This window comes from Plantactinospora sp. CNZ320 (assembly GCF_002846275.1).
In genome coordinates, this window is sequence record NZ_PJMP01000001.1 from 57,820 (window position 1) to 84,594 (window position 26,775).

Annotated in this window: 18 protein-coding genes, 3 pseudogenes and 1 riboswitch; of the genes and pseudogenes, 12 read left to right on the plus strand and 9 right to left on the minus strand. The window is 70.6% G+C overall.

The features are described from left to right. Positions 1–55: 55 nt before the first annotated feature. The 6 genes and pseudogenes from CLT71_RS00260 to CLT71_RS00275 all read left to right on the plus strand — a co-directional run bounded on the left by CLT71_RS00260 (position 56) and on the right by CLT71_RS00275 (position 8,875). Entirely contained in the window at positions 56–2,113 is a 2,058-nt protein-coding gene (locus CLT71_RS00260) for a DNA topoisomerase IV subunit B (protein WP_101365301.1), read from the plus strand. Positions 2,114–2,191: 78 nt separating this feature from the next. Then, a pseudogene (locus tag CLT71_RS37700) lies at positions 2,192–2,599 on the plus strand (DNA gyrase subunit A); the annotation flags it as partial. A gap of 12 nt (positions 2,600–2,611) precedes the next feature. Then, positions 2,612–3,493, plus strand: a pseudogene (locus CLT71_RS37705) (LAGLIDADG family homing endonuclease); the annotation flags it as partial. Between the two features lie 393 nt (positions 3,494–3,886). Next, positions 3,887–6,004, plus strand: a pseudogene (locus CLT71_RS37710) (DNA gyrase subunit A); the annotation flags it as partial. A gap of 121 nt (positions 6,005–6,125) precedes the next feature. After that, positions 6,126–7,796: an SLC13 family permease gene (locus CLT71_RS00270; RefSeq protein ID WP_486482952.1), complete on the plus strand. Its 1,671-nt coding sequence runs from the start codon at positions 6,126–6,128 to the stop codon at positions 7,794–7,796. Next, positions 7,796–8,875 (plus strand): tartrate dehydrogenase, encoded by a 1,080-nt coding sequence (locus tag CLT71_RS00275; RefSeq protein WP_101365304.1) that lies wholly within the window; start codon positions 7,796–7,798, stop codon positions 8,873–8,875. Before CLT71_RS00270 ends, CLT71_RS00275 begins: the two co-directional genes overlap by 1 nt. 79 nt (positions 8,876–8,954) lie before the next feature. Here CLT71_RS00275 and CLT71_RS00280 read toward each other — a convergent pair whose 3' ends face one another. Then, positions 8,955–9,419: a YbaK/EbsC family protein gene (locus CLT71_RS00280; RefSeq protein ID WP_101365305.1), complete on the minus strand. Its 465-nt coding sequence runs from the start codon at positions 9,417–9,419 to the stop codon at positions 8,955–8,957. Between the two features lie 155 nt (positions 9,420–9,574). On the opposite strand from CLT71_RS00280, the gene CLT71_RS00285 reads away from it, so the two are divergent. Together CLT71_RS00285 and CLT71_RS00290 are read left to right on the plus strand one after the other, a co-directional pair. Further along, positions 9,575–10,651 carry an MDR family NADP-dependent oxidoreductase gene (locus tag CLT71_RS00285; RefSeq protein ID WP_101365306.1) on the plus strand — a complete coding sequence of 359 codons (1,077 nt, stop codon included), beginning with the start codon at positions 9,575–9,577 and terminating at the stop codon, positions 10,649–10,651. Positions 10,652–10,718: 67 nt separating this feature from the next. Next, complete coding sequence (locus CLT71_RS00290; RefSeq protein WP_101365307.1) at positions 10,719–12,320, plus strand: FAD-dependent oxidoreductase; 1,602 nt, start codon at positions 10,719–10,721, stop codon at positions 12,318–12,320. 85 nt (positions 12,321–12,405) lie between these two features. On the opposite strand, the gene CLT71_RS00295 is transcribed toward CLT71_RS00290, so the two are convergent. Next, complete coding sequence (locus tag CLT71_RS00295; protein WP_486482953.1) at positions 12,406–13,116, minus strand: hypothetical protein; 711 nt, start codon at positions 13,114–13,116, stop codon at positions 12,406–12,408. A 372-nt stretch (positions 13,117–13,488) separates the two neighbouring features. Continuing rightward, positions 13,489–15,090 carry a benzoylformate decarboxylase gene (mdlC, locus tag CLT71_RS00300; RefSeq protein ID WP_101365308.1) on the minus strand — a complete coding sequence of 534 codons (1,602 nt, stop codon included), beginning with the start codon at positions 15,088–15,090 and terminating at the stop codon, positions 13,489–13,491. Positions 15,091–15,346: 256 nt separating this feature from the next. Further along, positions 15,347–15,491, plus strand: a riboswitch (cyclic di-AMP (ydaO/yuaA leader). Between the two features lie 366 nt (positions 15,492–15,857). Between mdlC and CLT71_RS00305 the strand changes: the two genes are divergently transcribed. Beyond that, positions 15,858–16,721, plus strand: a complete 864-nt coding sequence (locus CLT71_RS00305; protein WP_101365309.1) for a C39 family peptidase — start codon at positions 15,858–15,860, stop codon at positions 16,719–16,721. A gap of 133 nt (positions 16,722–16,854) precedes the next feature. On the opposite strand, the gene CLT71_RS00310 is transcribed toward CLT71_RS00305, so the two are convergent. The 6 genes from CLT71_RS00310 to CLT71_RS00335 form a co-directional block, all read right to left on the minus strand. Then, the gene (locus CLT71_RS00310) at positions 16,855–17,412 is read right to left on the minus strand and encodes a hypothetical protein (protein WP_101365310.1); all 558 of its coding nucleotides are present in this window, start codon (positions 17,410–17,412) and stop codon (positions 16,855–16,857) included. A gap of 124 nt (positions 17,413–17,536) precedes the next feature. Further along, complete coding sequence (locus CLT71_RS00315; protein ID WP_101371001.1) at positions 17,537–18,325, minus strand: GNAT family N-acetyltransferase; 789 nt, start codon at positions 18,323–18,325, stop codon at positions 17,537–17,539. A gap of 47 nt (positions 18,326–18,372) precedes the next feature. Further along, on the minus strand, positions 18,373–20,076 hold the full coding sequence (locus CLT71_RS00320) for a CDP-glycerol glycerophosphotransferase family protein (RefSeq protein ID WP_101365311.1): 1,704 nt from the start codon (positions 20,074–20,076) through the stop codon (positions 18,373–18,375). Positions 20,077–20,128: 52 nt separating this feature from the next. Next, a complete protein-coding gene (locus CLT71_RS00325) occupies positions 20,129–21,742 on the minus strand; it encodes a bifunctional cytidylyltransferase/SDR family oxidoreductase (RefSeq protein WP_101365312.1) in 1,614 nt (537 codons plus the stop codon). Positions 21,743–21,922: 180 nt separating this feature from the next. Further along, the gene (locus CLT71_RS00330; protein WP_199187828.1) at positions 21,923–22,735 is read right to left on the minus strand and encodes an ABC transporter ATP-binding protein; all 813 of its coding nucleotides are present in this window, start codon (positions 22,733–22,735) and stop codon (positions 21,923–21,925) included. 4 nt (positions 22,736–22,739) lie between these two features. Further along, positions 22,740–23,636 carry an ABC transporter permease gene (locus tag CLT71_RS00335; protein WP_101365314.1) on the minus strand — a complete coding sequence of 299 codons (897 nt, stop codon included), beginning with the start codon at positions 23,634–23,636 and terminating at the stop codon, positions 22,740–22,742. Positions 23,637–23,791: 155 nt separating this feature from the next. Between CLT71_RS00335 and CLT71_RS00340 the strand changes: the two genes are divergently transcribed. The 3 genes from CLT71_RS00340 (at position 23,792) to CLT71_RS00350 (ending at position 26,750) form a co-directional block, all read left to right on the plus strand. Next, complete coding sequence (locus CLT71_RS00340; protein ID WP_101365315.1) at positions 23,792–24,436, plus strand: TetR/AcrR family transcriptional regulator; 645 nt, start codon at positions 23,792–23,794, stop codon at positions 24,434–24,436. Positions 24,437–24,600: 164 nt separating this feature from the next. Next, positions 24,601–25,707, plus strand: a complete 1,107-nt coding sequence (locus tag CLT71_RS00345; RefSeq protein WP_101365316.1) for a DegT/DnrJ/EryC1/StrS aminotransferase family protein — start codon at positions 24,601–24,603, stop codon at positions 25,705–25,707. Next, complete coding sequence (locus CLT71_RS00350; RefSeq protein ID WP_101365317.1) at positions 25,704–26,750, plus strand: Gfo/Idh/MocA family protein; 1,047 nt, start codon at positions 25,704–25,706, stop codon at positions 26,748–26,750. Before CLT71_RS00345 ends, CLT71_RS00350 begins: the two co-directional genes overlap by 4 nt. Positions 26,751–26,775 lie beyond the last annotated feature (25 nt).

The window sequence follows — 26,775 nt, forward strand, 5'->3', positions numbered from 1 at the left end:
CGCCCAGCCCGCCGACCAGCGGCGCACGACCGGCAACCCTGGGAGTTCACCTCCGTTGACTGCACAGCCTGAAATCCTCTACGGGGCCGACGACCTCACCCACCTCGAGGGTCTGGACGCGGTCCGGAAGCGCCCCGGCATGTACATCGGGTCGACCGACAGCCGTGGCGTCGGTCACCTGTTCAACGAGATCGTGGACAACTCCACCGACGAGGGCGTCGCCGGGCACGCGACCCGGGTCGAGGTCACCCTGCACGCCGACGGCTCGGTGCAGGTCGACGACGACGGCCGGGGGATTCCGACCGACGTGCACGCCAAGTCGGGGCTCTCCGGCGTCGAGCTGGTACTGACCCGGCTGCACGCGGGCGGCAAGTTCGGCAACTCCGGCTACAAGACCTCCGGCGGGTTGCACGGGGTGGGCGCCTCGGCGGTGAACGCCCTCTCCCGGCGGTTCGACGTGACGGTGCGCCGGGACGGCAAGGTCCACCAGATGTCGTTCCAGCACGGCGTACCGGGAATATTCGACGGTGCCGGCGCCGGGGCGGCCTTCGCCGCGCACCCCGGGCTGCGCCTGCTCGGCAAGATGAAGCGGGGCGAGCGGACCGGCACCTCGATCCGCTACTGGCACGACGCGCGCTACTTCGAGACCGGTGCCGCCCTCGACGTCGAGGCGGTCCGCACCAAGCTGCGACACACCGCGTTCCTGGTGCCGGGCGTGACCTACGTGCTGCGGGACGCCACCGGCGGGGCGATCAGCGCCGAGACGTTCCACTTCCCGAACGGTCTGGCCGACATGGTCGACTACCTGGCGCCGGCCGCCGAGAAGCCGGTCTCCGGCACCCTGCTGGTCACCGGCGAGGGGACCTACCGGGAGAACGCCGCCGACGCCAACGGCGTGATGCGCAGCAACGTCGAGCGTCGGGCCGAGGTCGAGGTGGCGTTCCGCTGGGGCACCGGCTACGAGCGCACCCTCGAGTGCTTCACCAACACCATCCGCAACGTGCACGGCGGCACCCACCGCCGGGGTTTCGAGCGGGGTGCCACCCGGGCGCTCGTCGACGCGATCCGCAACGCCCGCGGCCTGCTCAAGCCGAAGGAGGACGCGCCGGTCCTGGACGACATCCTCGAGGGCCTCACCGCCGTCGTGCACGTCCGGATCCCGGAGCCGCAGTTCACCTCGCAGACAAAGGACGAGCTCTCCACCGCCCCGGTGACCAAGGTGGTGCAGACCGTCGTCGAGCAGCACATCAAGGCCTGGCTGGACGATCGCAAGACCCGGGCCGAGGCGCGTACGGTGCTGCAGAAGATCGTCGACGCGGCCCGGGTCCGGCTGACCCAGAAGCAGCAGAAGGACGCCGCCCGGCGCAAGACCGCGCTGGAGGGCGCGGCGATGCCACCCAAGCTGGTCGACTGCCGCTCCACCGGGGTCGAGCGCAGCGAGTTGTTCATCGTCGAGGGAGACAGCGCGCTCGGCACCGCCCGGCTGGCCCGCTCCTCGGAATACCAGGCGCTGCTGCCGATCCGGGGCAAGATCCTCAACGTGCAGAAGGCGAGCCTCCAGCAGGTGCTGGACAACGCCGAGTGCTCGGCGATCATCCAGGTGCTCGGGGCGGGTTCCGGGCGTACCTTCGACCTGGCCACGCTCCGGTACGGCCGCATCCTGATCATGGCGGACGCGGACGTGGACGGCTCGCACATCCGTACCCTGCTGATCACGCTCTTCGCCAAGTACATGCGCCCGGTGATCGAGGCGGGCCGGCTCTACGCCGCCGTGCCGCCGCTGCACAAGATCACCACGAGGGGCAAGAACCCGGAGACCTTCTACACCTACACCCAGGCCGAGATGGAGGCCACCGTCGGCCGGCTGGAGAAGGCGAAGAAGCAGGTGGTGACCCCGATTCCCCGGTTCAAGGGTCTCGGTGAGATGGACGCCGACGAACTCTGGGACACCACGATGAACCCGGCCAGCCGGATGGTCCGGCGGATCACCATGGACGACGCCGAGGCGGCCGAGCAGGTTCTCGAACTGCTGATGGGCGAGAAGGTCGAGCCCCGGAAGAACTGGCTGATCGACTCGGCGAACCGGGTCGACCAGGAGGCGATCGACGCCTGATCCGTCCGCACGGACAGACAAGCGGAACCGACAGCGGCCGGGCTCCCCGGCCGGCGAGGAAAGGCAGCGCTGCACACCATGGCACGCCGTACGGGTAAGGGACCCAAGGTCGACCTCTCCGCCTTCGACCAGGCGGGGGCGAGGGTTCTGGACAACCCACTGGCCACCGAGGTCGAGGACTCCTACCTGGAGTACGCCTTCTCGGTGATCCACTCCCGTGCGCTCCCGGACGCGCGGGACGGCCTCAAGCCGGTGCACCGGCGGATCCTCTACTCGATGAGCGAGCAGGGGCACCGGCCCGACCGGGCGCACGTGAAGTCGGCCCGGGTCGTCGGCGACGTGATGGGACGGTTCCATCCGCACGGTGACACCGCCATCTACGACGCGTTGGTCCGGCTGGCCCAGGACTTCTCGCTGAACGCTCCACTCATCGACGGGCATGGAAATTTTGGATCCCCGGACGATGGACCGGCTGCCGCGCGTTACTGCGTCACCGGCGATACTCGGATCCGCCTTGCCGACGGCTCGAGTCCCCGAATCGGTGATCTGGTCGCGCTGCCCGCCGACTCCGAGCGGGACGTGGATTTCGAGGTACTCGACAAGGACGGCAAGGCTGTTCGGGTCAACCGTGTCTTCAACTCCGGCATCCATCCGACGGTCCGGGTCACCACGGCCGCCGGCTTCTCGCTGCGGGGCAGCGAGAACCACCTTGTGCTCTGCCTGGAAGCGCCTATGGGGGTGCCGCTGTTTCAATGGCGGCGTCTCGATGAGATCGAGCCGGGCGCGATCGTGTGTGTTGCCCGGAATGCCTGGTCACAAGTGACGCCGACGGCTCGGGAGTACATGCTCGGTGTGCTTGCCGGCGCGTGGGTTTCGGAGGGCTGGGCAAGCGAGAAGCGTGCCGGGTTCAACAACACCGACGAGCACTTCTTCGGAGAGGTGCTGCACGCGTACGACCAGATCGTCGGTGGGGCCCGCTACGTCCGCGAACGCCATACTCGCCAGGACCGTAAGCGCATTTTCGAACTGGACGTTCAGCCGTACGGCGGAGGGATGGAGGCGTTCCTCCGTAGCCCGCTCGGAGAACTGGCTGGCTATCAGTCGCGGGACAAGTTCGTTCCCGAGTTCGTCTGGTCCGGTGGCTGGGGCGTCAAGCGCGCCTTCCTCATGGCAGCCTTCGAGGGCGACGGTGGGGTGCGGCTAGCCAAGGAAAGCTTCACCATCCAGTACTCGAGCTACAGCGAGCGCCTCGCTCGGGAGCTACAGGAACTGCTGGCCGAGTTCGGAGTGATCGCATGCCGTCGGCAATACACCAGGCCGAGTGGCTCCGTCGAACACCGACTGCTCATCTCCGGGCTGAACAACATCCGGGCCTACGCGCAGCGGATCGGGTTCCTGCGCACCAAGCAGACGGCGTTGCAGCGCCTGCTGAGGCATTCGCCCGTGCGTCCGCACCGCCTCACCCAGGACCACGCTCCGTTCGTCGCTGACTACGTGCGCAGCGCTCTCGACCTCAACCGCCGCGGTAGTGGACGGAAATGGCTGACGGTCCACAACTTCGACCGGACCGAACGCTGGGAGACGGAGCGCCTGCGGATCATCGATCGGATAAAGGATCCCGAGGTACTCGCCACGATCCTCCCGATCATGGATTCCGGATACCGATTCGAGACGGTCACCGGGGTGGAATCCTGCGATCCGGCCGAGGTGTACTCGGTACGGGTCGAGTCGGAGGACCATTCCTTCCTGGGTGGCGCCTTTGTCAACCACAACACCGAAGCGCGGATGTCCCGGGAGGCGATGCTGCTGGTCGGCGAGCTGGGCGAGGGAACCGTCGACTTCAAGCCCAACTACGACGGCTCGCTCACCGAGCCGACGGTGCTGCCGGCCGCCTTCCCGAGCCTGCTGGTCAACGGCACCTCCGGGATCGCGGTCGGGATGGCCACCAACATGATCCCGCACAACCTCGGCGAGGTGGTGGCGGCGGCCCGCTGGCTGATCGACCACCCCGACGCCGACCTGGACAGGCTGATGGAGTTCGTCCCCGGCCCGGACCTGCCGACCGGTGGGCTGCTGCTCGGCCTGGACGAGGTGCGCAAGGCGTACGAGACGGGTCGCGGCGTGGTGCGGATGCGGGCCCAGGTGGAGACCGGTCCGCTGGAGGGGAGCCGGGGCCGCCAGGCGATCACCGTGGTCGAGTTGCCGTACGGGGTCGGCGCCGAGAAGATCATCGAGGCGATCACCGACGAGGTACGCGGCAAGCTGATCACCTCCGGCCCGCGCAAGGGTCAGCGGCAGGCCGCCCGGCTCCAGGGCATCGCCGACGTCAAGGACCTGACCGACCGGGAGAACGGCACCCGGCTGGTGATCGAGTGCAAGGTCGGGGTGAACCCGCAGGCACTGCTCGCCGACCTCTACCGGCTCACCCCGCTGGAGCAGTCGTTCGGGGTCAACAACCTCGTCCTGGTGGACGGCCAGCCGCAGACCCTCGGGCTCAAGCGCCTGCTGGAGGTCTTCCTGGCCCACCGCTACGAGGTGGTGACCCGGCGTACGACGTTCCGCCGGCAGAAGCGGGCCGACCGGCTGCACCTGGTCGACGGCCTGCTGATGGCGCTGCTCGACATCGACGAGGTGGTCCGGCTGATCCGGGCCAGCGAGAACGCCCAGGCCGCCAAGGACGGGCTGATGACCCAGTTCGGGCTCTCCGAGATCCAGGCGACCTACATCCTCGACACCCCGCTGCGCCGGCTCACCAAGTTCGACCGGATCGAGCTGGAGGTGGAGCGGGAGCGGCTGCGCGAGGAGATCGCCGCGCTGACAGAGATCCTCGACGACGACCGGGTGCTGCGTAAGGTCGTCTCCGACGAGCTGGCCGTGGTGGCGCAGGAGTTCGGCGCGAGGCGGCGTACCACGCTCATCGACGGGGACCTCAAGGAGGTGCTGGCGGCGTCGGCACCAGCCGGGCCGCTGGAGGTCGCCGACGACCCGTGCCAGGTGATCCTCTCCGCCACCGGGCTGGTCGCCCGGACCGCCGCCGAGTCGGAGGAGACCGCCGAGGGGCGGCGCCGCAACGGCCGGACCAAGCACGATGCCGTACGCGCCGTCGTGCACACCACCGCCCGGGGTCAGGTGCTGCTGGTGACCAGCGCGGGGCGGGCGTTCAAGACCGACGTACTGCCGCTGCCGGTCCTGCCGGAGCAGGCCGGTACGGTCTCGCTCTCCGGTGGGATGTCCACCGCCGAGCTGGTGCCGCTGGAGCAGGGGGAGACGGTCGTCGGGTTGGCGCCGCTCGGCGAGCGCGGTGCCGGCTCGCCCGGTCTGGCCCTCGGGACCAGGCAGGGTGTGGTCAAGGTCTGCGCCCCCGACTGGCCGGTCCGGTCCGACGAGTTCGAGGTGATCGGGCTGCGCGACGGGGACGAGGTGGTCGGGGCGACCTGGCTCACCGACGGTGCCGAGACGCTCGCCTTCGTCGCCTCGGACGCCTCGCTGCTGCGCTTCCCGGCGAAGCTGGTCCGGCCGCAGGGTGCCAAGGGCGGTGGGATGGCCGGGATCAACCTCGGCGCCGATGCCGAGGTGGTCTTCTTCGGGGCGGTCCGCACCGACGAGGCGGAGCAGGGCGAGCCGATGGTGGTCACCTCGACCGGCAGCGGCGTGAAGGTGACCCCGTTCGCGCTCTATCCGGCGAAGGGTCGAGCCACCGGCGGGGTACGCGCACAGCGCTTCCTCAAGGGCGAGTCCAGACTGGTCACCGCCTGGATCGGGCCGCGACCGGTCGGCACCAGCAAGCGCGGCGAGCCGATGGCGCTGCCCGAGCCGGACCAGCGCCGGGACGGTTCCGGGGTGGCGATGTTCGGCCCGGACAGGGTGGGGCACCTGATCGAACGCGGCTGAGGCCAGCCTTCGGCAAGGTTTCACTGTCCTTTTTCGTCGACTTCGGTTGTGGACCATCGGTCTGGCGGGAATGAGGGGAGTACCCCACTTCCGGCACCCGAGCAGACCGATGGAGGTCGTCGTGGCCACCAACAGCGACAGCAGCGACACCGCCCCAGCCAGGACCGACACCGTCAAGACCGACACCGCCCCAGCCGAGACCGGCCCGGTAAAGACCGATGTGGACAAGGCGCTGCTGGGCGGCGGCACCTATCGCAGTCTCGGAGAGCAGCGGCTCTCCCCGGCCGAGGAACGGTTCGAGCGGGGCCGCCGGACCACCGGCCTCTGGCTCGCCCCGCTCGTCTCGGTGGTCTTCCTGGCCCTGCCGCTCGACATGCCCGGCAACCAGCAGACCCTGGCCGGGATCCTGCTCGGCGTCATCGTGCTCTGGGTCACCGAGCCGATCCCGATCCCGGTCGGCGGGCTGCTCGGCGTCGCCGCCGTCGTCGTACTCGGAGTGGCGCCGGCCGACGACGTGCTCGGACCGTTCGGTTCCTCGACGGTCTTCACCTTCATCGGTGCGTTCATCCTCGCCCAGGCGATGCTCAAGCACGGGCTGGCCCGACGGTTCGCGTTCCGGATGCTGTCGCTGCCCGGGGTCGGCCGGACCACCGGCCGGGTGGTCGTCACCTTCGGCCTGATCACCGCCCTGCTCTCCGCCTTCGTCTCCAACACGGCAACCGTGGCGATGCTGCTGCCCACCGCGCTGGGCATCCTCGCGGTGATCGCCAAGCTGTTGCAGGAACGCGGCATCGCCAAGGCCGACTTCGACCCGACCCGGCTGCGGGTGGGCGTCGCGCTGATGCTCATGCTCGCCTACGGCGCCAGCGTCGGCGGCCTGCTCACCCCGGTCGGCACGCCGCCGAACCTGATCGGCCGGGACCTGATCGCGGAGGCCACCGGGGAGCGGATCTCGTTCGCCGAGTGGATGGCGGTCGCCTTCCCGATCTGCGCACTGATGTTCGTCGCGCTCGCCACGGTACTGCTGCTGTTGAACAAGCCCGAGATCCGCCGGATCGACGGCGTCGCCGAGTACGTCGCCGCCGAGCGCGCCCAACTCGGCCGGCTCTCCAGGGCCGAACGCAACACCCTGGTCGCCTTCACCGTCACGGTGGTGCTCTGGATCACCCCGGGCATCGCGGCGCTGATCTGGGGCAGCGACTCCAGCCAGTACGAGTGGATCGGCGGGCGGCTCGACGAGGGAATCGTGGCGGTCTTCGGCGCCGCGCTGCTCTTCCTGCTCCCCACCGAGTGGAAGGCCCGGCAGTTCACCCTCACCTGGTCCGACGCGGCCAGGATCGACTGGGGCACCATCCTGCTCTTCGGCACCGGCATCATCTTCGGGGCGCTGTTGGAGGGGACCGGACTGGCCAAGACGATAGGCGACGGCAGCGCCGACCTCTTCGGGCTGAGCAGCACCTTCGCGATCACCGCGTTCGCCGTCCTGCTGGCGATCGTCATCTCGGAGACGACAAGCAACACCGCCTCGGCCGCGGTGGTGGTGCCGATCATCATCCCGGTGGCGGTGGCCGCCGGGATCAACCCGTTCGTACCCGCGCTGGCGGCGACCTTCGCGGCCTCGTTCGGCTTCATGCTGCCCGTCTCCACCCCGCAGAACGCGATCGTCTACGGCTCGGGCGTCGTACCGATCACCAGTATGATCCGTTCTGGCTTCTCCTTCGACATCCTGGGGGCGATTCTCATCCTGCTGCTGCTTCCGCTGATGGTCGCGTTCGTCGGGCTGGGCGCGTGATGACGGCCCCGGAGTCCGGCGCGTCTGCGCACCGGATCGCGGTGATTCCCGGTGACGGCATCGGCGTCGAGGTGACCGAGGCGGCCCGACAGGTGCTCGACGCGGTCGCCCGGCGGCACCGGATCGCGCTGGCGTACGACGAGTACGACTGGTCCTGCCGGCGCTACCTCGACGAGGGCGCGATGATGCCGGCCGACGGTCTCGACCGGCTGCGTTCGGTCGACGCGATCCTGCTCGGCGCGGTCGGCTGGCCGGGCGTACCCGACCACGTCTCGCTGTGGGGGCTGCTGATCCCGATCCGCCGGGCGTTCCGGCAGTACGTCAACCTGCGCCCGGTCCGGGTCTTCCCCGGGGTGACCAGCCCGGTCCGGAACGCCCGACCGGGTGCGGTCGACCTGGTGGTGGTCCGGGAGAACGTGGAGGGCGAGTACAGCGAGATCGGCGGCCGGTTCAACCGGGGATTCCCGGAGGAGATGGCGGTGCAGGAGTCGGTCTTCACCCGGGCCGGGGTGACCCGGATCGTCGACTACGCGTTCGGGCTGGCCCGGACCCGCCGGTCGTACGTCACCTCGGCCACCAAGTCGAACGGGATCGTGCACACCATGCCGTTCTGGGACGAGGTCGTTGCCGAGCGGGCCGCCGAGCATCCGGACGTGCGGTGGGACGCCGAGCACATCGACGCGCTCGCCGCCAAGTTGGTGTTGCAACCGGACCGGTTTGACGTCATCGTCGGCTCCAACCTCTTCGGGGACATCCTCAGTGACCTCGCCGCCGCGGTCGCCGGCAGCATCGGGATCGCGCCGTCGGCGAACCTGGATCCGACCGGTACCTTCCCGTCGATGTTCGAGCCGGTGCACGGCTCGGCGCCGGACATCGCCGGTCAGGGGATCGCCAACCCGCTCGGTGCGGTCTGGTCGGCCGCGCTGATGCTCGACCATCTGGGGCATCCGAAGGCAGCGACCGAGGTGGTCGCCGCGATCGAGGCGTGCCTGGCGGATCCGGCCACCCGGACCCGGGACCTCGCCGGCACCGCCACCACCCGGGAGGTGGTGGCGGCAGTGCTCGCCCAGCTCGACTGAGCGCGGCACTGGACGGCTCGACGCAGCGGTTTTGGGTCAGCGGGCCGCCGGTTGCGGGCAGCGGTGCGGCGGCTTCGGGTCAGCGTTGCGGTTCCGGGTCGGTGACGTCAGCGAGCCGGCCGTCCAGGGCGGCCACCGCCCTGTCTGCGTTCAGCGCCACGGCCGTACCGCGCTCGCCGGTGCCGAGCGTTATGGTGCGACCGCTGATCCGCTCGTCCGCCACCACCGGCCACGCCGTGAGGGAGCCGAACGGGGTTATGGTGCCGCGTTCGTAGCCGGTCGCCGACCTGGCCTCGTCGGCGTCCGGCAGGGAGAGCCGGTTGACCCCGAGCACGGTACGCAGCTTCGGCCAGGAGATCACCCGGTCACCGGGTACCAGGACGAAGACGAAGTCCTGCGCGCCCCGGCGTACCACGATGGTCTTCACCACGTCCGGGACCTCGACGCCGATCGCCTCGGCGGCCTCGGCGACGCTGCGGACCGGACCGTGCCGGATCACCCGGTGCGGGACACCGGCCGAACTGAGAGCGGTGATCGCGGACATGGCGCCACCGTACCCGCCGGCCGGGGCGCCTCGCGGCCGGTCCGGTCACCCGGGTACCGGCGCGGGGTGGGACATCCCAGCCGGGAAGCGGAACAATCGCCGCAGCTGCGAATCCCGCACCCACCAGCACCACAGCACCGGAGGGAACAACCCGAATGTCGCTCGACGCCAGCGCCGGAGAACCGGGGAACCACGACGGGGCCGGGAACGCCGTCCCGGAGTTGACCAGTCGGGAGATCCGACTGGCCGCCCGGCCGCACGGTGAACCCGGTCCGGAGAACTTCGAGCTCGCCAGCACCACCGTGCCGGCGCCCGGACCGGGCCAGATCCTGGTCCGTAACACCTGGATGTCGGTCGACCCGTACATGCGGGGGCGGATGGACAACCGGAAGTCGTACATGCCGCCGTACCGGGTCGGCGCCGTCCTGGACGGCGGGGCGATCGGCGAGGTCGTCGCCTCCGAGGCTCCGGCGGTACCTGTCGGGGCGACCGTGTCGCACGTACTCGGCTGGCGCGAGTACGCCGTACTCGACGCCGCCGCCGCGAGGGTGGTCGACACCTCGGTCGCGCCTGCCGAGGCGTACCTCGGGGTGCTCGGCATGCCCGGGCTGACCGCGTACGTCGCGCTCACCGACACCGCCCCGGTCCGCCCCGGGGACGTGGTCTTCGTCTCCGCCGCCGCCGGAGCGGTCGGCTCGGTCGCCGGCCAGTTCGCCCGCAGGCTCGGCGCCGCCCGGGTGATCGGCTCGGCCGGCGGCCCGGAGAAGGCGAGGCGGCTGGTCGAAGAGTTCGGCTACGACGCGGCGATCGACTACCGGGCCGGCGCGATCGGTGCCCAGTTGGCGGCGGCGGCGCCCGACGGGATCGACGTTTACCTGGACAACGTCGGCACCGACCATCTGGAGGCCGCGCTGAGTGCGCTGCACATCGGTGGCCGGGTGGCGCTGGTGGGCGCGATAAGCGTCTACAACGCGACGGCGCCGGTGCCCGGCCCGACCAACCTGGTGCTGGCGCTGACCAAGCGGCTCAGCCTGCGCGGCATGCTTGTCACCGACCACCTGGACCGGTTCGCCGAGTACCTGCCGCTGGCGGCCGGCTGGCTGGCCGACGGGTCGCTGCGCACCGCGACCACGGTCCGGGAGGGGATCGAGGCGGCTCCGGGCGCCTTCCTGGAGATGCTCCGGGGCGGCAACGTCGGCAAGATGCTGGTCCGGCTCGCCGACGGGAACTGACCGGCCGCGGTGGGAGAATCGGGCAGCTCGGTTCGGTGTGCGTGGCGACGCGCGGCGGGGAGACGGGATGAACGAGCAGGACCGGTCCACTGTCAGCCGGCGCGGTTTCCTTCGTGCGGTCGGGGTCAGCGGCGGGGCGGGCGCGATGCTCGCCACGATGGGCGCGCTCGGGCTCGCCGTGACCACCGACTCGCCGGCACCGCCGTTCCGGGCACCGGCCCGCTCCGACTTCAGCCTGACCGGCCGGGCCGGCGCCCGGGTGGTGGTGCTCGGCGGCGGTGTCGCCGGCCTCACCGTCGCGTACGAGCTGGGCAAGGCCGGGTACCGGTGCACGGTGCTGGAGGCGCGTTCCCGGGCCGGTGGCCGGAACCTGACTGTCCGGGGCGGCACAGTGGAGACAGATCTCGACGGGCACACCCAGCGGGCGAGCTTCTCCGACGGGATCTACTTCAACGCCGGGCCGGGCCGGATCGCGCAGTGGATGGTCACCATGGACTACTGCCGCGAGCTGGGCGTACCGGTCGAGGTGTTCGCGAACGCCAACGCGGACGCTCTGCTCTACAACGCCTCGGCCGGGATGACCACGCCGGTCCGCCACCGCACCGCCAGGGCGGACGTCTACGGGTACGTCTCCGAACTGCTGGCCAAGGCGACCGACCAGGGGGCGCTGGACGACCGGTTGACCGCCGACGACAAGCAGCGGCTACTCGCGTTCCTGGAGAGCTACGGTGCGATTGGCGGGCGCACCGACGGATGGGCCTACACCGGGACCAGCCGGCGGGGCTACGCCAGCTATCCCGGGGCGGGCAACGACGGGGGAGTACCGCTGGCCGCCCCGCCGCCGTTGGCCGACGTCTTCGCCAGCAACGTCGGCCGGTACGTCGCCTTCGAGACGGAGTACGACCAGGCGATGCTGATGTTCCAGCCGGTCGGCGGGATGGACCAGATCACCCGGGCCCTGGCGAAGGCGGTCGGCTCCCACCGGATCCGCCTCGGCGCCGAGGTGACCGGGGTGACCGAGCGGGGTGGCCGGGTGGAGGTGACCTACCGGCAGGGTGGCCGGGACCGCCTGACCCAGGGCGACTTCTGCGTGGCGACGCTGCCGCCACGGTTGATGGCCCGGGTGCCGCACAACCTCGGCGCCGACGTGACGGCGGCGCTCGGCGACTTTCCGGCCGTCGCCTCCGGCAAGATCGGTCTGGAGTACCGGAGCCGCTGGTGGGAACTCGACAATCGGATCTACGGCGGCATCACCGAGACCGACCTCGACCTGGCACACATCTGGTACCCGTCGTACGGCTTCCACGGTGAGCGGGGCCTGATCGTCGGCTACTACAACGCGGGGGCGGACGCGCGGGCGTACAGCGTGCTGCCCCCGGCGGAGCGGCAGGAGCGGGCGGTCACCCAGGGCGTGCGGATCCACGGCGAGAAGTACCGTTCCGAGCTGGTGACGGCGTACTCGCAGGCCTGGGACCGGACCCGCCATCTGGAGGGCGCCTGGACCCTGCCGCCGTACGGCACCGCCGGCTACAACCTCCTGCTCCGGCCGGCGGGCCGGGTCTACTTCGCCGGGGACTGGTTGAGCCGTGCGGTTGCCTGGCAACACGGCGCGTTCGTCTCGGCCCGTTCGGTGGTCACCGCACTGCACCAGCGGGTGATGGCGGGCTGAGCCAGCATCCCGGGTCCGGAGACGCCGAAGGCCGGACCCCGGGGTGGGGTCCGGCCTTCGGTCTGTCCTTGTTCAGCTGTTGTGCTTAGCTGTTGTTCCAGGCGTTGGCTACCAGGTCAGCGGCCTGGTCCTCCCACTGCGCGTACGCGTCCGGGTACGCCGACACCTGCACCTTCTGCGCCGCCACCGTCAGCGGCAGGTCCTGCCAACCATCAACCTGCCTCAGACCCTTCAGGAACGCCGTGGTCGAGTACTCCGGATCGGTGATCTGCTCCACCGAACCCCAACCCGAGCTGGGTCGCTGCTGGAACAGGCCCTGCGAGTCATGGTCGTTACGCGCACCCAGATGACCCAGGTTCTCCAACTTCGACTCCTGCAGGCTGGTACCCACCGCGATCACCGCGGCACGCTCATCCATACCCGCCTTCTTCGTCGCCTTCACAATCGCCCGCACATTGTCCGACTGCTCATCCGACAACGGAATCCGCGACTGCTCACCCTGCACACCACGCGGCACAAGCCTGTCCCGCGACGGCTTACCACCCTTACGATCCTTGCCCTTGTCACCCTTGCCCTTGTCACCCTTGTCGTTCTTGCCCTTGTCGGGCTTGTCGGCCTGCATCACCGACTGCGACACCGGCGAACCGGCATGCTCCGGAGCAGCCTGCGCGGCCACGGCGGGGCCGGCGACAGCGCCACCGACGAACGCCAGACCAGCAACACCCAGAGCGGTCCTACGAACCAGAGAAGTCTGCGCGACGGCCGGAAGCCATCGGCTGAACAGAGTCGTGTTCACGATGGTCCACCTTCCAATCGGGGATGAACACCCCACAGGGGGACACGGGGTGCCATTGGAGAAAAGATCGTTCGCCCGGCTCACACGCACGGGGGGTGCTGGTACTCAGGCGAACACCATATGTAACGACCGCAGGCCCCGGATCATTCCCGGCGGCCCGGCCACCAGCCCAGCTCACAGGCGGTGCTACTCAGCCGTACGCGAGATGTAACGACCGGCCGGCGGCCGGCATTCCCAGCCCGAGCCCGGCGGGGGGAGCATGTCCCCCCATGAGCGTGGTGCCACCAAGCCACCAAGGTGACATGGTGGCACCACACCCAAACGGGATATGTGCCGTCCAGAGCCCGCCGTCCGGATTCGGGCGACGGGTGATCAGAGCAGCGGGGCGACGTCCCGGGTGATCGGTACGGCGAGCACGGTCGGGCCCTCCGCACCGAGCGCGGCCCGGAACGCAGTCCGGAACTCGTCGACCGACTCGACCTGGTGGGCGGTGCAGCCATAGCCGCGCGCGATGCTCGGAATGTCCAGGCCGGGCAGGTCCAGTCCGGGTACTCCCTGTGCGTCCTCAAGTTGGGCGAAGGCCTTCAACACTCCGTACGCCTCGTTGACCGGCACCACGAAGACGACCGGCAGCCGGTGCTGGGCGGCGGTCCAGAGCGCCTGGGGCGAGTACTGGAACGAGCCGTCCCCGATCACCGCCACCACCGGCCGATGCTGTCGGGTGTCCCGCTGGGCGAGTGCGATGCCGACCGCCGCCGGCAGCGCGAAGCCCAGGCCACCGCTGGCCATCTTGAAGTACGAACCCGGCCGGGTGATTGTCAGTTGCCGGTGCAGCACGCTGAGGTTGGAAGGGGATTCGGGGACCACGATCCCGTCGGCCGGCCATTCGGCGGCGAGCGCACCGAAGAGCGCCTCCGGGGTCAGCGGGGTGCCGGCCGCCGCGTCCGGCGCGGCGGGACGGGGTGGCGGCAGCGGCCGGTCGGTGGCCGGCAGCCGTTCGGCCAGCCCGGCGCAGGCCAGCGTCATGTCACCGACGAGGCTGTCGCCGACAGGTGCCCGGGCCGCCTCGGCCGGATCGTCGGTGACGTGCAGCAGCCGGGTGCCCTCCGGCAGGTAACCTCGCCGTCCCGGGACGTACGGGTAGTAACGGAACACCGGGGCACCGATTACCAGGACGGTGTCGTGGCCGACCAGTTTCTCGGCCAGCGGTCCGATCGCCGGTGGCAGCAGGCCCTGGAACTGCGGGTGGTCCTGCGGGAAGCCGACCCGGTCCGCGAACGGCGGCTGCCAGACGGGTGCCCGGCTCCGCTCGGCGAGGGCGATCGCCTCGGCCCAGCCGCCACTGCGGTCGACGCCCGAGCCGATCACCAGCATGGGTTGCTGGCTGGCCGCCAGGATCTCGGCGAACCGGTCCAGTTCCACCGGGTCGGGAGCGACCCGGGTGCTGACCCGGCGGATCGGCGCGGTGCCGTTGGCGGGTTCGTCCCAGTCGTCGAGCGGCAGGGAGAGGTAGACCGGCCCGGCCGGCGGCTGTACGGCGGTGGCGAGCGCCCGCATGAACGCCTCGGGAATGTCCTGCGCGCGCAGCGGCTCGTGACTCCATTTGACGTACGGCTCGGGGAGTTGGGTGGGGCGCACATTTGTCAGCATCGGCTCGGACAGGTTCATCGTCCGGGTCTGCTGGCCGGCGGTCACGATCATTGGCGTCTTGTTGTGCCAGGCGGTGACGAGGCTGCCCATCCCGTTTCCGGTGCCGGGGGCGGTGTGCAGGTTGACGTGCACCGGCCGGCCGCTGGCCTGTGCGTAGCCGTCCGCCATCGCGACCGCGGAGGCCTCCTGGAGGGCCAGGACGTAGGTGAAGTCGGCCGGAAAGTTCTTCAGGAATGGCTCCTCGGTGGAGCCGGGGTTGCCGAACAGGGTGGTCAGGCCGAGGGAACGGAGCAGGTGGTAGGTAGCTTCGTGCACCGTTGTCATCGGAAGGAGCCTCCTGGAGTCCTTGTCCCACGTTCGAGCCACCGGGGTAAGCCGGTCATTTCCGTCATACCGTACGCGTACATGATCATGCTGGTTTATCCACCGGTCGGCTGCCGGCCCGGAGACTCGGCCGGCGCTGTCCCGATCGCGCTGTGAGTCACTGTTTTCGCTGTTCAGTGGGGTTGGCAACGGCAGAAGTCGGCCAGTAATGTCGGCGCGTCTGGTCCGGCCCCTTGGTCGCCGTACGGGTGACACCGGAGCGGACCCGCCGAGTCGTTACGTAACGAGCCGGGGACCCACAGTTATCTGGGGTGAATCCGCGAGCCACATCGGCCCGTGGTAGGGCGGCCCTTCCCGCCCGAATCCGTCAGCTAACCCGGTAGGCGGTGTCGGAAGGAGTAGCTGTTCGTGCGGCACCACCCGGGCCTCCGCCCATCCCCCCAGTTCACTCGCTGCATCGCGCCGCCGCTTCCGGCCGTCGCGACCGTCCCGGACCACCCCGTCCCCGGCCGCCGCCCCAACCTGGCCCGATAGCGGTCTCTGACGCGGAAGTCGTCGACGCGCGAGCACCCCGCGGTCGCACTGGCCGGCACTTTTCGGTGAGACCGCTCGGTGCACCCTGGATCCGTCCCGGCGAATGCCAGTCGGCGGATCGGTCTCGTGCGATTGCGTGCGATAACGCGTCGCATTCCCCGCAGCGAAAGAAAGGTCGCGTCACTCCCTGCCCCCCCGGTGGCGATGACGCGCATTTCCTCTGGAGGACAACGTTGAAGCACGCAATCAACCGGCGGTTCAGGACCGTCATTTCGGGCCGGCGTAACCGGCTCGCGCTCGCCTCCGCGGCGGTGCTCGCCGCCGCCGCGTCCAGCGGGGTCGTACTGGCCTCGACCGACTCGGCGGAGGCACCGGACACCTCGACCGTCGCCGTCGCCGAAGTCGGCGCACCGGCGGCGGGTCAGGCCGGAGCGGCTGTCACCACCGCACCGCAGACGACCGCACCGGGTACGATCGCACCGGCGACCCCGACCCAGCCGGCCAGCACCGCGCCGGCCACGGCGGCGGCCAGCAAGGCGGCTAAGACGACCCCGGCCGCGACCCCGAGCAAGCCCCCGGCGCCCCCGGAGTCGAAGCTGCTGGACTACCAGTTCCAGGCCCAGATCAACGGCTGGTACTGCGGCCCGGCCGCCACCCGGATCGCCCTTACCGTCCGGGACAAGCAGCCCAGCCAGGACGCCGTCGCCGCCGACCTCGGCACCACGATGAGCGGCACGAACTCGGCCCAGGACACCACCCGGGTACTGAACAAGATCATCGGTACCGACTTCTACCGCACCACCGCCATCCCCGGCGGCTCGGCCACCCCGGCCCAGATGGACCAGCTCCAGGCCGACGTCGTGCACGCCGTCACCAGCGGGTACGCAGTGGTCGTCAACATCGCCGGCTCGGCCACCGACCTCGCCGGTGGCTGGCACAGCTACCCCGGCGGCCACTACGTGACGGTTGTCGGCTACCGCGACGACGGCCGTACGGTGAAGATCGCCGACCCGGCCATCCCGGGCGCGGACAGCAACTACTGGATGACCACCATCGACCTGGCGCACTGGACGGCGACCCGGGGCTACTCGTCCTGATCCGCCCTCTCCGCCGGTAGCAACACCGACGACGCCGGCCCGACCCACCCACCCGTCCTTGCCGACGGGGATGTGGGGCGGGCCGGCGTCGTCGTCACCAACGGTTGGGCGCCCGGCCTCGGTCAGGTACGGGTCACTGGCCCTGCCAGACCGCCTGCGCGCCCGTGTCACCGGTGCGGAAGACGTAGTACAGGCTGATCCCGGCCGCAGCCAGGGAGAGGATCCCGAGCACCAGGGTCAGCACCGGCGATCCCTTGCCGGTCGCGGCGGGGGCACGGTCCGCACCGTCCTCGCCACTTCCCTGGCCACCCTCGACGCCACCCGTCGCCGGCGCGGCGGTGCCCCGGGGCTTGACCAGGAGGACAAGCGCCAGGGCGAGCACCCCGAGCGCGATCGTCGCGTACAGGGTGTTGGTGCCGAGACCCTGGTGCTCCGCCAGCCTCGGCACGTACTCCGGGCTGACCCGGTTGCGGGACTCCAGCCGGGCCAGGAAACGGTCGCCGGAGAGCTTCGCCATCAGCGCGGCGAGCGGGGTGGCGACCGCGAGCAGTCCCAGCACCCAGCGCAGGTGCGGGCGGACGAACGGAAGGAAGGCGTACCCGACCGCGCTCAGCGCGAGCAGTGGCACGAAGACCACCGCCGCATGGACCAGGAACGGGTGGGCGGGAATGCCCATGAACTCCTCGAGCACCGGCGCCTCCTCGGCGACAGATCGGTGGGTGGGCTTTCCAGAACGTTGACATGGTGCCCGGGGCGGGCACCGATGACAAGGCCCTCGCCGGCACCGGTCGTACCGGCCCCGGCTCGGTCGCGGTTCAAAGAGGACTGACGTCCGGGGCGGGCGCTGGCTCGCCGACGACGTACTCGGTGTACTCGGCGACCGGGGTGAAGCCGAGCCGGTCGTAGAGCTTGTAGGCTGCCGTGTTCTCCGCCTCGACGTTGAGCGCCACCGCGTCGACGGTCTCCAGCAGCCGTCGGCAGAGCGTCGCCACCACGGTGCTGGCCAGCCCCTGCCCCCGGTACGCCGGAGCCGTCGTCACGTTGCCCAGCGCGGCCACCCGGTATCGCGGCGACCAGACGTGCACCCCGGCGACGGCGGCCAGTTCCCCGTCCCGGCGCAGCCCGAGGTAGTGTCCGGTCTCGACCAGCCGGGGATCGAACCAGTTGCCCGGATAGGCGGCACGGTAGAAGGCGATCAGTTCCGGTACGTCGGCCTCGGTGAGCACCTCGCCACCGGGCGCCACCCGGGCCAGCCGGTCCGGGTCGGTGAGCGCCATCTTCAGGTGCGCACCGCGTGACCGCAGCGGGTACTCCCGGGCCAGCACCGCCTCGCCGCCGGCGCAGAGGTGCGCCTCGAAGTGCCGGGGCAGCAGCGGGAGCAGATCGGTGAGCAGTCCGGTCAGCACCGCCGGTGAGCGGTGCAGCGCCAGCAGCACCGGAGTGGACAGACCGTGATATAGCAGGGCCACCGCGTCGTCGCGCCGATACCAGGTGGTGTACGGCCAGTAGAAGTCGTCGAGGTCGCCGAGTTCGTACGCGTGCAGGTGCGGGTCGCGGCGCAGCAGGCCGGCCAGTTCGTTCCGGTCGTGGCTGGTCCTGATCATCGTCACCGACGCATCATGGCACAGCACCCGCGATCGGCAGCGGCCGATCAGGGCACCGGCGCGGGGCGGGGCGACGGTACGGACTGCGCTGCGCTCCCGGTGCCGTCCAACTGCCGCCGGGCCTCGTCGAGGAAGCCGTCGGCGTACTGCTGCTCCGGGAAGTCACCGAGATAGCGGGTACGGGTCCGCCACCGCACCTCGGCCAACGGATCGCTCTCCAGCAACCGGTCGAGTACGTCGTCCAGATTGGACATCTGCGAGTCCAGTACGTAGCCCGAACCGGCCAGCGGGAAGCCCTCGACGAACCGCTCGCCCTCGCCGACCCGGTCCGTGACCGCGTACGGCTTGCCCGAGTAGAGGTAGTCGGAGATCACCGCCGAGACGTCCGAGACCAGCGCGTCGGAGGCGTTGACGCAGTCGACCAGGCTCATCTTCTTCGCCGCGTCGGCACCGAAGACGTGCCGCCGTCCCGTGCTCGCCCGATGCTCGGCGAGAAGCTGCTCGATCCGGGCCAGTTGCCGGGCCGAGGCCGGGTTCTGCGAGGTGTAGGGGTGGGCCCGGAGGATCACCGTCACGCCCCGGTCCAGCAGCCGGCGGACCAGGGTCTCGCCCACCGGCAGCGAGCAGTGGTCGACGTCGGCGTTGTGCCCGGTCCAGGTCGGCGTGTAGAGCACCACCTTGTCGGCCCGGTTCCGGATCGGCTCCCGGCGTACCTCGATCGACTCCACCTGCGGGCGGCCGACGATGGCGAACTTCTCCCGGGGGATCGTCACGCCGTTGCGGGCGTACCTGTCGATCGCCGCCTGCCCGGCCACGAAGATCCGGTCGAAGATCGCGGAGACCGGGTTGGCGCTCGGTGCCTTGTCGCTGTCGCCGTGGTGCAACTGGATGTGCGTCAGATGCGCGAACCGGATGCAGTGGCTGTTCTTCGCGCCGTGGTTGACATAGAACGCCACCCGCAGGCTCGGCACGATCGCCTCGTCGATCGAGCGCGGCGTCGGGCAGACCACCACCGGTGCGCTGGTGGCGGCCGAGATCGCCGGCAGGAAGTTCGGCTCCCGCAGCAGCACCAGGAACGGGCGGCCGATCCGCTCCAGGTACGGCAGCCACATCATGACCTGGTATTCCGAGCCGGGCGGCGCGGAGAAGTAGAGCAGGAACTCCGGCTGGTGCCGGCGCAGTGCCTGGGTGACCGCGCTCTGCCCGCCGGAGGGTCGCAGCCGGCGCAGCGCGATCGGCCCGACCGCGCCGACCGCGGCGCCCGCGCCGACCAGCACGGTGAGCACCAGGGCGGGCCAGACCGGCAGGGTGAACGCGGCGCTGCCGGCGAGCAGCACCAGCAGGACCAGCACCGCCGGTCCGAGCCGGTCGACGACGAGCAGCGGCGACGACCGTACGCCGAGGTTGGCCGAGCGCACCTCCAACTCGGCGGCGTCGCGCAGCGGCCGCTCGGCCAGGGTCAGCCCGAGCAGGGCCGCCCCGGTGAGCGCCAGCGCCACCTGGTGCCACCCGGATCCGGGCACCCGGTGTGCGTAGCCGACCAGGATTCCGGCGGTCAGCAGCACCGGTTCGGCGACCAGGTCGGCGCGGGGGTTGACCCGACGCTCCAGCCAGACCGAGAGCGCACCGGCCGCCGCCAGGGCGAGGCCGAGCAGTTCGGCCGAGGTGAGGGCGAGGACCAGGAAGGACAACACGGCCAGGCCGGCACTCAGACACCGGATGGTCAGTTTCCTGACCAGATCGCCACGCATGCGCTTCCTTCCTCGGATCGTGCGACGGCGGCCCCGACGGTGCGGGACCTGGCTAGGGGGTGCCGACCCGGGGCGGCGGCACCAGGTGGTTGGAGCGTTGCCGGCCGATCCGGCCGAGCCCGGCCTCCGGCTCGGAGCCGCCCTGTTCGGCGGACCGGCCGTTCGGCTCGGCGACGGTCGGCTCGGCGGCGTCGACCGCTCCGGGCTGGGCGGCCGGCTCGGCAACCGGATCACCGGGGGAGCGGCGTACGTCGACCACCTGGCCGGTCAGCCCGGAGAGCAGTACGTCGAGGGAGACCCGGGCCACCGTGTCGGCCGCCAGCAGGGTGTGCTCCGGCTCCTCCCCGAACGCCCGGGTCCGCATCGGGGTCGCGGTCCGCTCGGGGTTGACGCAGTTCACCCGTACGCCGAATTCCGACCACTCGTCGGCGAGCGCCTGGGTGAGGTTGACCACGGCGGCCTTGGTGGCGGAGTAGAGGGCGTACCGGGCCCGGCCCCGGGTGTAGGAGCTGGAGGTGTAGAGCAGCAGTTGACCCCTGGTCTGCCGCAGGTAGGGCAGTGCCTGCCGGGCGATGTCCACCGGGGCGACCAGGTTGACCTGGAGCATGTGCGCGATTGTCGCCTCGTCCATCTCGGCGAGCGCGCCCATCCGGAGCAGCCCGGCGGTCACCACCACGTGGTCGATCCGGCCGGTCGCCTCGAACGCGGCGCGCAGTGCGGCGGCGACGTCCTCGCCCCGCTCCACGTGGGTGCCGGTGCTCGACCTGCTGACCGGGAAGACGTCCGCCCCGTAGCCCCGGGCGACCTCGGCCAGCCGCTGGCCGATGCCCTCGCTGCCGCCGAAGACCACCACCGTCCGGCCGCTCAGCTCCTCGACGTACGCCCGCTCGTCGACCAGCCGGGGCGCCTGGGCGGCGGCGAGCTGGAACAGCTTGTCCGCCAGGTGTACGTCGACCGGGTGGGTGACCTTGATGTTCTCGTCCGACCCCTCGATGACCTTGATCGGCACCTCGGGCAGGTACCGCAGCACCACTCCGCAGTCGTCGGTGGCGCTGAACTCCGGATCCTGCCCGGCCAGTGCGTAGGCGGCCCGGATGGTGCGGGACCGGAACGCCTGCGGGGTCTGCCCCCGGCGCAGCCGGGACCGGACCGGGATGTCGGTGATGCAGTCGTCGTCGTCCACCTGGATGATCGTGTCGGCGGACGGGATCGCCACGTCGACGGCGGAGTGCGTCCAGAGCGCGTTGACGCACTCCCGGACGATCCGGGGGCTCAGCAGTGGCCGGACGGCGTCGTGGAAGAGCACGTTGCAGTCGTCCGGCCCGATCGCCGCCAGCGCCAGCCGGGTGGTGGCGTTGCGGGTGTCACCGCCCTCGATCACCTGGCTGACCTTGCGGAAGCCGGCCCGGTCGACGATCTGCCGCGCCTCGGCCAGGAAGCCGGGCGCCATCAGCACGATGATGTCGTCGATCTCGGGCGCGTTCTCGAAGACCGCGACTGTGTGTTCGAGGATCGGCTTGCCGGCGATCTTGAGGAGCTGCTTGGGGATGCCGAGCCCGACCCGGGTCCCGGTGCCGCCGGCCAGGATCACGGCGACGGTCCGGGTGGGCCGCCATGCGGCGGTCTCCGGCTGGCCGGCCGGCCGCGTCGCCGGGTTCTGCACCATTGCCGATCCTCACTGACTGTGGTCGATGGGTGGGCCCTGCGTCGTCGCCCCGTCGCCACCGGCGGGCGAGGTGTCGCACGGGTCCGGAGCGGGTCGCGGGCGACCCTAGGACCCTAGCGCGGCGGGGGCGGGGCAGGTCGCCCTGACGCTGCCGCCGCCCGCTGGTCCGCCTTGTCCGGACTACGTCCGGTTCATGTACTTCTCGTACTCCGGTACCACCTCGTCGGTGGGGCCGTCCGCCCGGATCACCCCGGACTCCAGCCAGATCGACCGCTCGCAGGTGGTCCGGATCGTGTCGATGCTGTGGCTGACCAGGAAGACCGTGCCGGCCTCGGCGCGCAGCTCGCGGACCCGCTGCTCGCTGCGGCGCCGGAACCGGGCGTCACCGGTGGCCAGCGCCTCGTCGATCAGGAGTACGTCGTGCTTCTTCGCCGCCGCGATCGAGAACCGCAGCCGGGCCGCCATGCCGGAGGAGTACGTCCGCATCGGCAGCGAGCTGAAGTCGCCCCGGTCGTTGATCCCGGAGAACTTGACGATCTCCGGCGTGACCTGCTTCACCTGGGCCGGGGTCATCCCCATCGCCAGGCAGCCGAGCGCCACGTTGCGCTCGCCGGAGAGGTCGTTGAGCAGTGCCGCGTTGACCCCGAGCAGCGAGGGCTGCCCCTGGGTGTAGACGGCGCCCCGGCTCGCCGGCAGCAGTCCGGCGATCGCCCGCAGCAGGGTCGACTTGCCGGAGCCGTTGCTGCCGATCAGGCCGACCGCCTCACCCCGGTAGGCGGTGAAGCTGACGCCCTTGACCGCGTGCACCTCGCGGACCGCCGCGGGCTTGGTGCCGGTGAGCATCCGCTTCAGGGCGGCGACCGGGCTGCCGTTGCCGCCGGCGCCGGCACCGTAGACCCGGTAGATCACGTGTACGTCGTCGACGACCACGGTGGGGATCCGGGGCCCGCCGACCGTGGTGGTGGTCGCCGAGAGATCGGTCTTGGGGTCGATCGGTTCAGCCACGGCCGTACTCCTTCTCACCACGCCAGAAGTAGATGAACCCGAGGACACCGGCCAGCACCGCCCAGCCGATGCCGAGCAGCCAGGACTGGGTCTGCGAGGCGGTCACCGGCGCCGTCTCCATCAGCGCGTGCCGCATCAGCTCGATGTAGACCAGCAGCGGGTTGAGCTGCACCAGCGAGGCCGCCCAGTCGGGCAGGTGCCGCTCGAAGTTCTCCACGCTGTAGAGCACGCCGGAGGCGTACATCCAGGTGCGCATCACGAACGGGACGAGCTGCTTCAGGTCGGTGATCTTCGATCCGAACCGGGCCATCGCCATCGCCAGCCCGGCGTTGAAGACCGACTGGAGCAGCATCACGGGTACCAGCAGCAGCCACTCGACGGTCAGTGGTTCCCCGTCGATCAGCACGATGGCGGCGAGTACGACGATCGAGGCGAGCAGGTGCTGGAACTGGGTAAGCGTGATCGCGATCGGCAGGCTCGCCCGGGGGAAGTGCAGCGCCCGGATCAGTCCGAGGTTGCCGCTGATCGCCGTCACCCCGCCGCTGACCACCGACTGGGTGAAGGTGAAGACGAAGAGCCCGGTGCAGAGGTAGGCGATGAAGTTCTCGACATCCCGGCTGGTGCCGAGGATCACGCCGAAGATCAGGTAGTAGACCGCCGCGTTGGTCAGCGGGGTCAGCACCTGCCAGAGCCGCCCCAGCCGGGCGGTGCTGAACGAGGCCGCCAGCTTGGCGTTGGCGTAGGCGGTGATGAAGTGCCGATACGACCAGAGCTGTTTGACGTACGCCCCGAGGCTGGGTCGCGCCCCGGCGACGGAGAGTCCGTAGCGGGCGGCCAGTTGTGCCTGGGTCAGCTCTGAATCGGGATGTGCTACCGCCGTGCTGGCCATAGCTGGGCGCTCCGATCTGTCCGGGCTCGAAAGAGTGCGCGACCTCCGGGCCGGAACCGTTGCGGGCAAATGCCGTCCGGGGCGTCGCTGCGTGGCAAGGTAGTCCAAACTACGTCGGGACGCAACCGTACCGTCGTCGCGCTATATTGGCCCACGTGGCGACCGACAACCGGCGTGCTCCGGCGGGAGCGGCGGTACTCCGTGGGGAGATAACCGACGCACTCCGCCGAGCCGTGATGCAGGAACTCGCCGCGGTCGGATACGGGCGACTCTCGATCGAGGCGGTCGCGCGCCGGGCCGGCGTCGGCAAGACGGCGATCTATCGCCGATGGAGCTCGAAGCTGGAGATGGTGCTGGAGATCGTTTCCCGGGTTGCCGGGCAGAGCCTACCCTTACCGGACACCGGCAGCCTAAGGGGTGACCTTGAGGTGCTGCTGCGGATCGTGGCCAGGGCGTTGCGACACCCGCTGGCCTCGCAGATCGTCCCGGACCTGCTGGCCGAGGCGGCCCGCAACCCGGAGATCGCCGAGACCCTCCAGCAGGCCCTGCGGACGAACCAGCGCGATGTCGGCATACTCTTGCTGAACCGGGCGGTCGATCGCGGTGAGCTTCCCGCCGAGGCGGATCCGGACGTCGCGGTCGACCTGATCATCGGTCCCCTCTACTGGCGGCTCGCCGTCGCCCGCACCCCGTTCCCGGAGGACTACCTGCCTCGAATGGCCGCCGCGATCGCGGCCGGGCTCGGCGCGCGCGGCCCGATGCCGGTGGGAGGGGGCCTCGACGTCGTACTCCCCGGTTGACCGGCGGCCGGCACCCGATCCGGCACCGTGCAGCCGTACCTCCCCGGCACCCCCCGGGACCCCGAGTCCACCCCGTTACCAGAACCCCACCACCCATTTCATCGACCGCGTCAAGAGCTAGCATCGCTGCCGGACGCGATCCCCTCGTCGACAGGAGGATGCCCATGACTGGGCAGCAAGACCTGATTCCACCCGCGAAACCGGTCATCGGAGAAGCTGAGATCGAGGCCGCCGTACGGGTGCTCCGCAGCGGCCGGGTGGTCCAGGGGCCCGAGGTGGCCGCGTTCGAGGAGGAGTTCTCCGAGCTGGTCGCCGGGCGGCACTGTGTCGCGGTCAACTCCGGCACCTCCGCCCTGCAACTGACCCTGATGGCGCTGGGGATCGGCCCCGGCGACGAGGTCGTGGTGCCGTCGTTCTCCTTCGCGGCGAGCGCGAACGCCGTCCGCCTGGTCGGCGCCGAGCCGGTCTTCGCCGACATCGAGGCCGGCAGCTTCTGCCTGGACCCGGCCGCCGTCGAGGCCGCGATCACCCCGCGCACCGTGGCGATCATGCCGGTGCACCTCTACGGCCACCCCGCCGCGATGGACCGGCTGATGCCGATCGCGCAGCGGCACAACCTGGCCGTCGTGGAGGACGCCGCCCAGGCGCACGCCGCGGCCCTGAACGGGCAGCCGGTCGGCAGCTTCGGCACCGCCGGGTGCTTCAGCTTCTATCCCACAAAGAACATGCACGCCCTCGAGGGCGGCATGATCACCACCGCCGACGCCGAGCTGGCCCGGACCCTGCGGCTGCTGCGCAACCAGGGCATGGAACAGCGGTACGCCAACGAGATCGTCGGGGCCAACATGCGGCTCACCGACGTGGCCGCGGCGATCGGCCGGGTACAGCTCAAGCAGCTCCCGGAGTGGACCGAGCAGCGGCGGTCGAACGCCAAGTTCCTCGACTCCCGGATCACCGCCGCGATCACCCCGCCGGTGGCCGACGCGGCGCGGCACGTCTACCACCAGTACACGATCCGAATCACCGGGGACCGGGACGCCGCCCAGCAGCAACTGCTGGACCGTGGCATCGGTAACGCCGTGTACTATCCCACTCCGATCCACCGGTTGAAGCCGTATCTCGGCAAGGACGGCCAGCCGGGTCCGTGGACCCTGCCGGAGACCGAGCGCGCCGCCCGCGAGGTGGTCTCGCTGCCGATCCACCCCTCGCTGAGCGCGACCGACCTGGAGCGGATCGCCGACGCGGTGAACAGCCTGGAGGGCTCACAGTGAGTGTCGTCAGCGGCCCGGGGCGTACCCTGCGCGCCGGCCTGATCGGGCTGGGCGCGATGGGGCGCAACCACGCCCGGGTGCTGTCCAACCTGGACGGTGTGGAGCTGGTCGGTGTCGCCGATCCGGCCGGCGACTCGACCGGCACGGTCCGGGCGCCGGTGGTGGCGACCCTGGCCGAGCTGATCGCGATGAAGCTCGACTACGCGGTGGTGGCCTGCCCGACCGCGCTGCACGAGCAGGTCGGTCTGGAACTCGCGGCCAACGGCATCAGCGCGCTCATCGAGAAGCCGCTCGCCCAGTCCGTCGAGACCGCGCAGCGGCTGGTGGCGGCCTTCGAGGCGGCCGGGCTGGTCGCCGGGGTCGGGCACATCGAGCGGTACAACCCGGCCTTGCAGAACCTGCGCAGCCGGCTGGAAGCGGGCGAGCTGGGCGAGGTCTTCCAGGTCGTCACCCGCCGGCAGGGGCCGTTCCCGCACCGGATCGCCGACGTCGGCGTGGTGATGGACCTGGCGACCCACGACATCGACCTGACCAGTTGGGTGACCGGCCAGGAATACACCTCGGTCTCGGCCCGCACGGTCTCCCGCAGCGGCCGGCTGCACGAGGACATGGTTGCTGCGGTCGGCCAGCTCGCCGACGGCACGATGGTCAACCACCTGGTGAACTGGCTGAGCCCGCTCAAGGAGCGGTCGACGGTGATCACCGGCGACCGGGGGTGCTTCGTCGCCGACACCCTCACCGCGGACCTCACCTTCTACGCCAACGCCGCGATCGACACCGAGTGGGAGGCGCTGCGCGCGTTCCGTGGAGTGGCCGAGGGCGACATGGTGCGCTACGCCATCCCGAAGCGCGAGCCGCTGCTCGTCGAGCACGAGCGGTTCCGTGACGCGGTGGAGGGCAAGGACAGCGACATCGTGACGCTGCGCCAGGGCCTGCGTACGGTCCAGGTGGCGGCGGCGGTGCTGCAGTCCGCCGCCGACGGCAGCACGGTGTCGGTGGCGCCGGGCGACCGGACCGTCGACGACCTCTCCACGACCGGCTGATTCCGCGCGCGGCCCGGTGCCGCGC

Excerpts from the sequence above, each read along its gene's own strand:
- CLT71_RS00320 (WP_101365311.1), bottom strand. The coding sequence starts at position 20,076 with ATGCGTGGCGATCTGGTCAGGAAACTGACCATCCGGTGTCTGAGTGCC.
- CLT71_RS00335 (WP_101365314.1), bottom strand. The coding sequence starts at position 23,636 with ATGGCCAGCACGGCGGTAGCACATCCCGATTCAGAGCTGACCCAGGCA.
- CLT71_RS00290 (WP_101365307.1), top strand. The coding sequence starts at position 10,719 with ATGAACGAGCAGGACCGGTCCACTGTCAGCCGGCGCGGTTTCCTTCGT.
- CLT71_RS00315 (WP_101371001.1), bottom strand. The coding sequence starts at position 18,325 with ATGATCAGGACCAGCCACGACCGGAACGAACTGGCCGGCCTGCTGCGC.
- CLT71_RS00280 (WP_101365305.1), bottom strand. The coding sequence starts at position 9,419 with ATGTCCGCGATCACCGCTCTCAGTTCGGCCGGTGTCCCGCACCGGGTG.
- CLT71_RS00275 (WP_101365304.1), top strand. The coding sequence starts at position 7,796 with ATGACGGCCCCGGAGTCCGGCGCGTCTGCGCACCGGATCGCGGTGATT.
- mdlC (WP_101365308.1), bottom strand. The coding sequence starts at position 15,090 with ATGACAACGGTGCACGAAGCTACCTACCACCTGCTCCGTTCCCTCGGC.
- CLT71_RS00345 (WP_101365316.1), top strand. The coding sequence starts at position 24,601 with ATGACTGGGCAGCAAGACCTGATTCCACCCGCGAAACCGGTCATCGGA.
- CLT71_RS00325 (WP_101365312.1), bottom strand. The coding sequence starts at position 21,742 with ATGGTGCAGAACCCGGCGACGCGGCCGGCCGGCCAGCCGGAGACCGCC.
- CLT71_RS00285 (WP_101365306.1), top strand. The coding sequence starts at position 9,575 with ATGTCGCTCGACGCCAGCGCCGGAGAACCGGGGAACCACGACGGGGCC.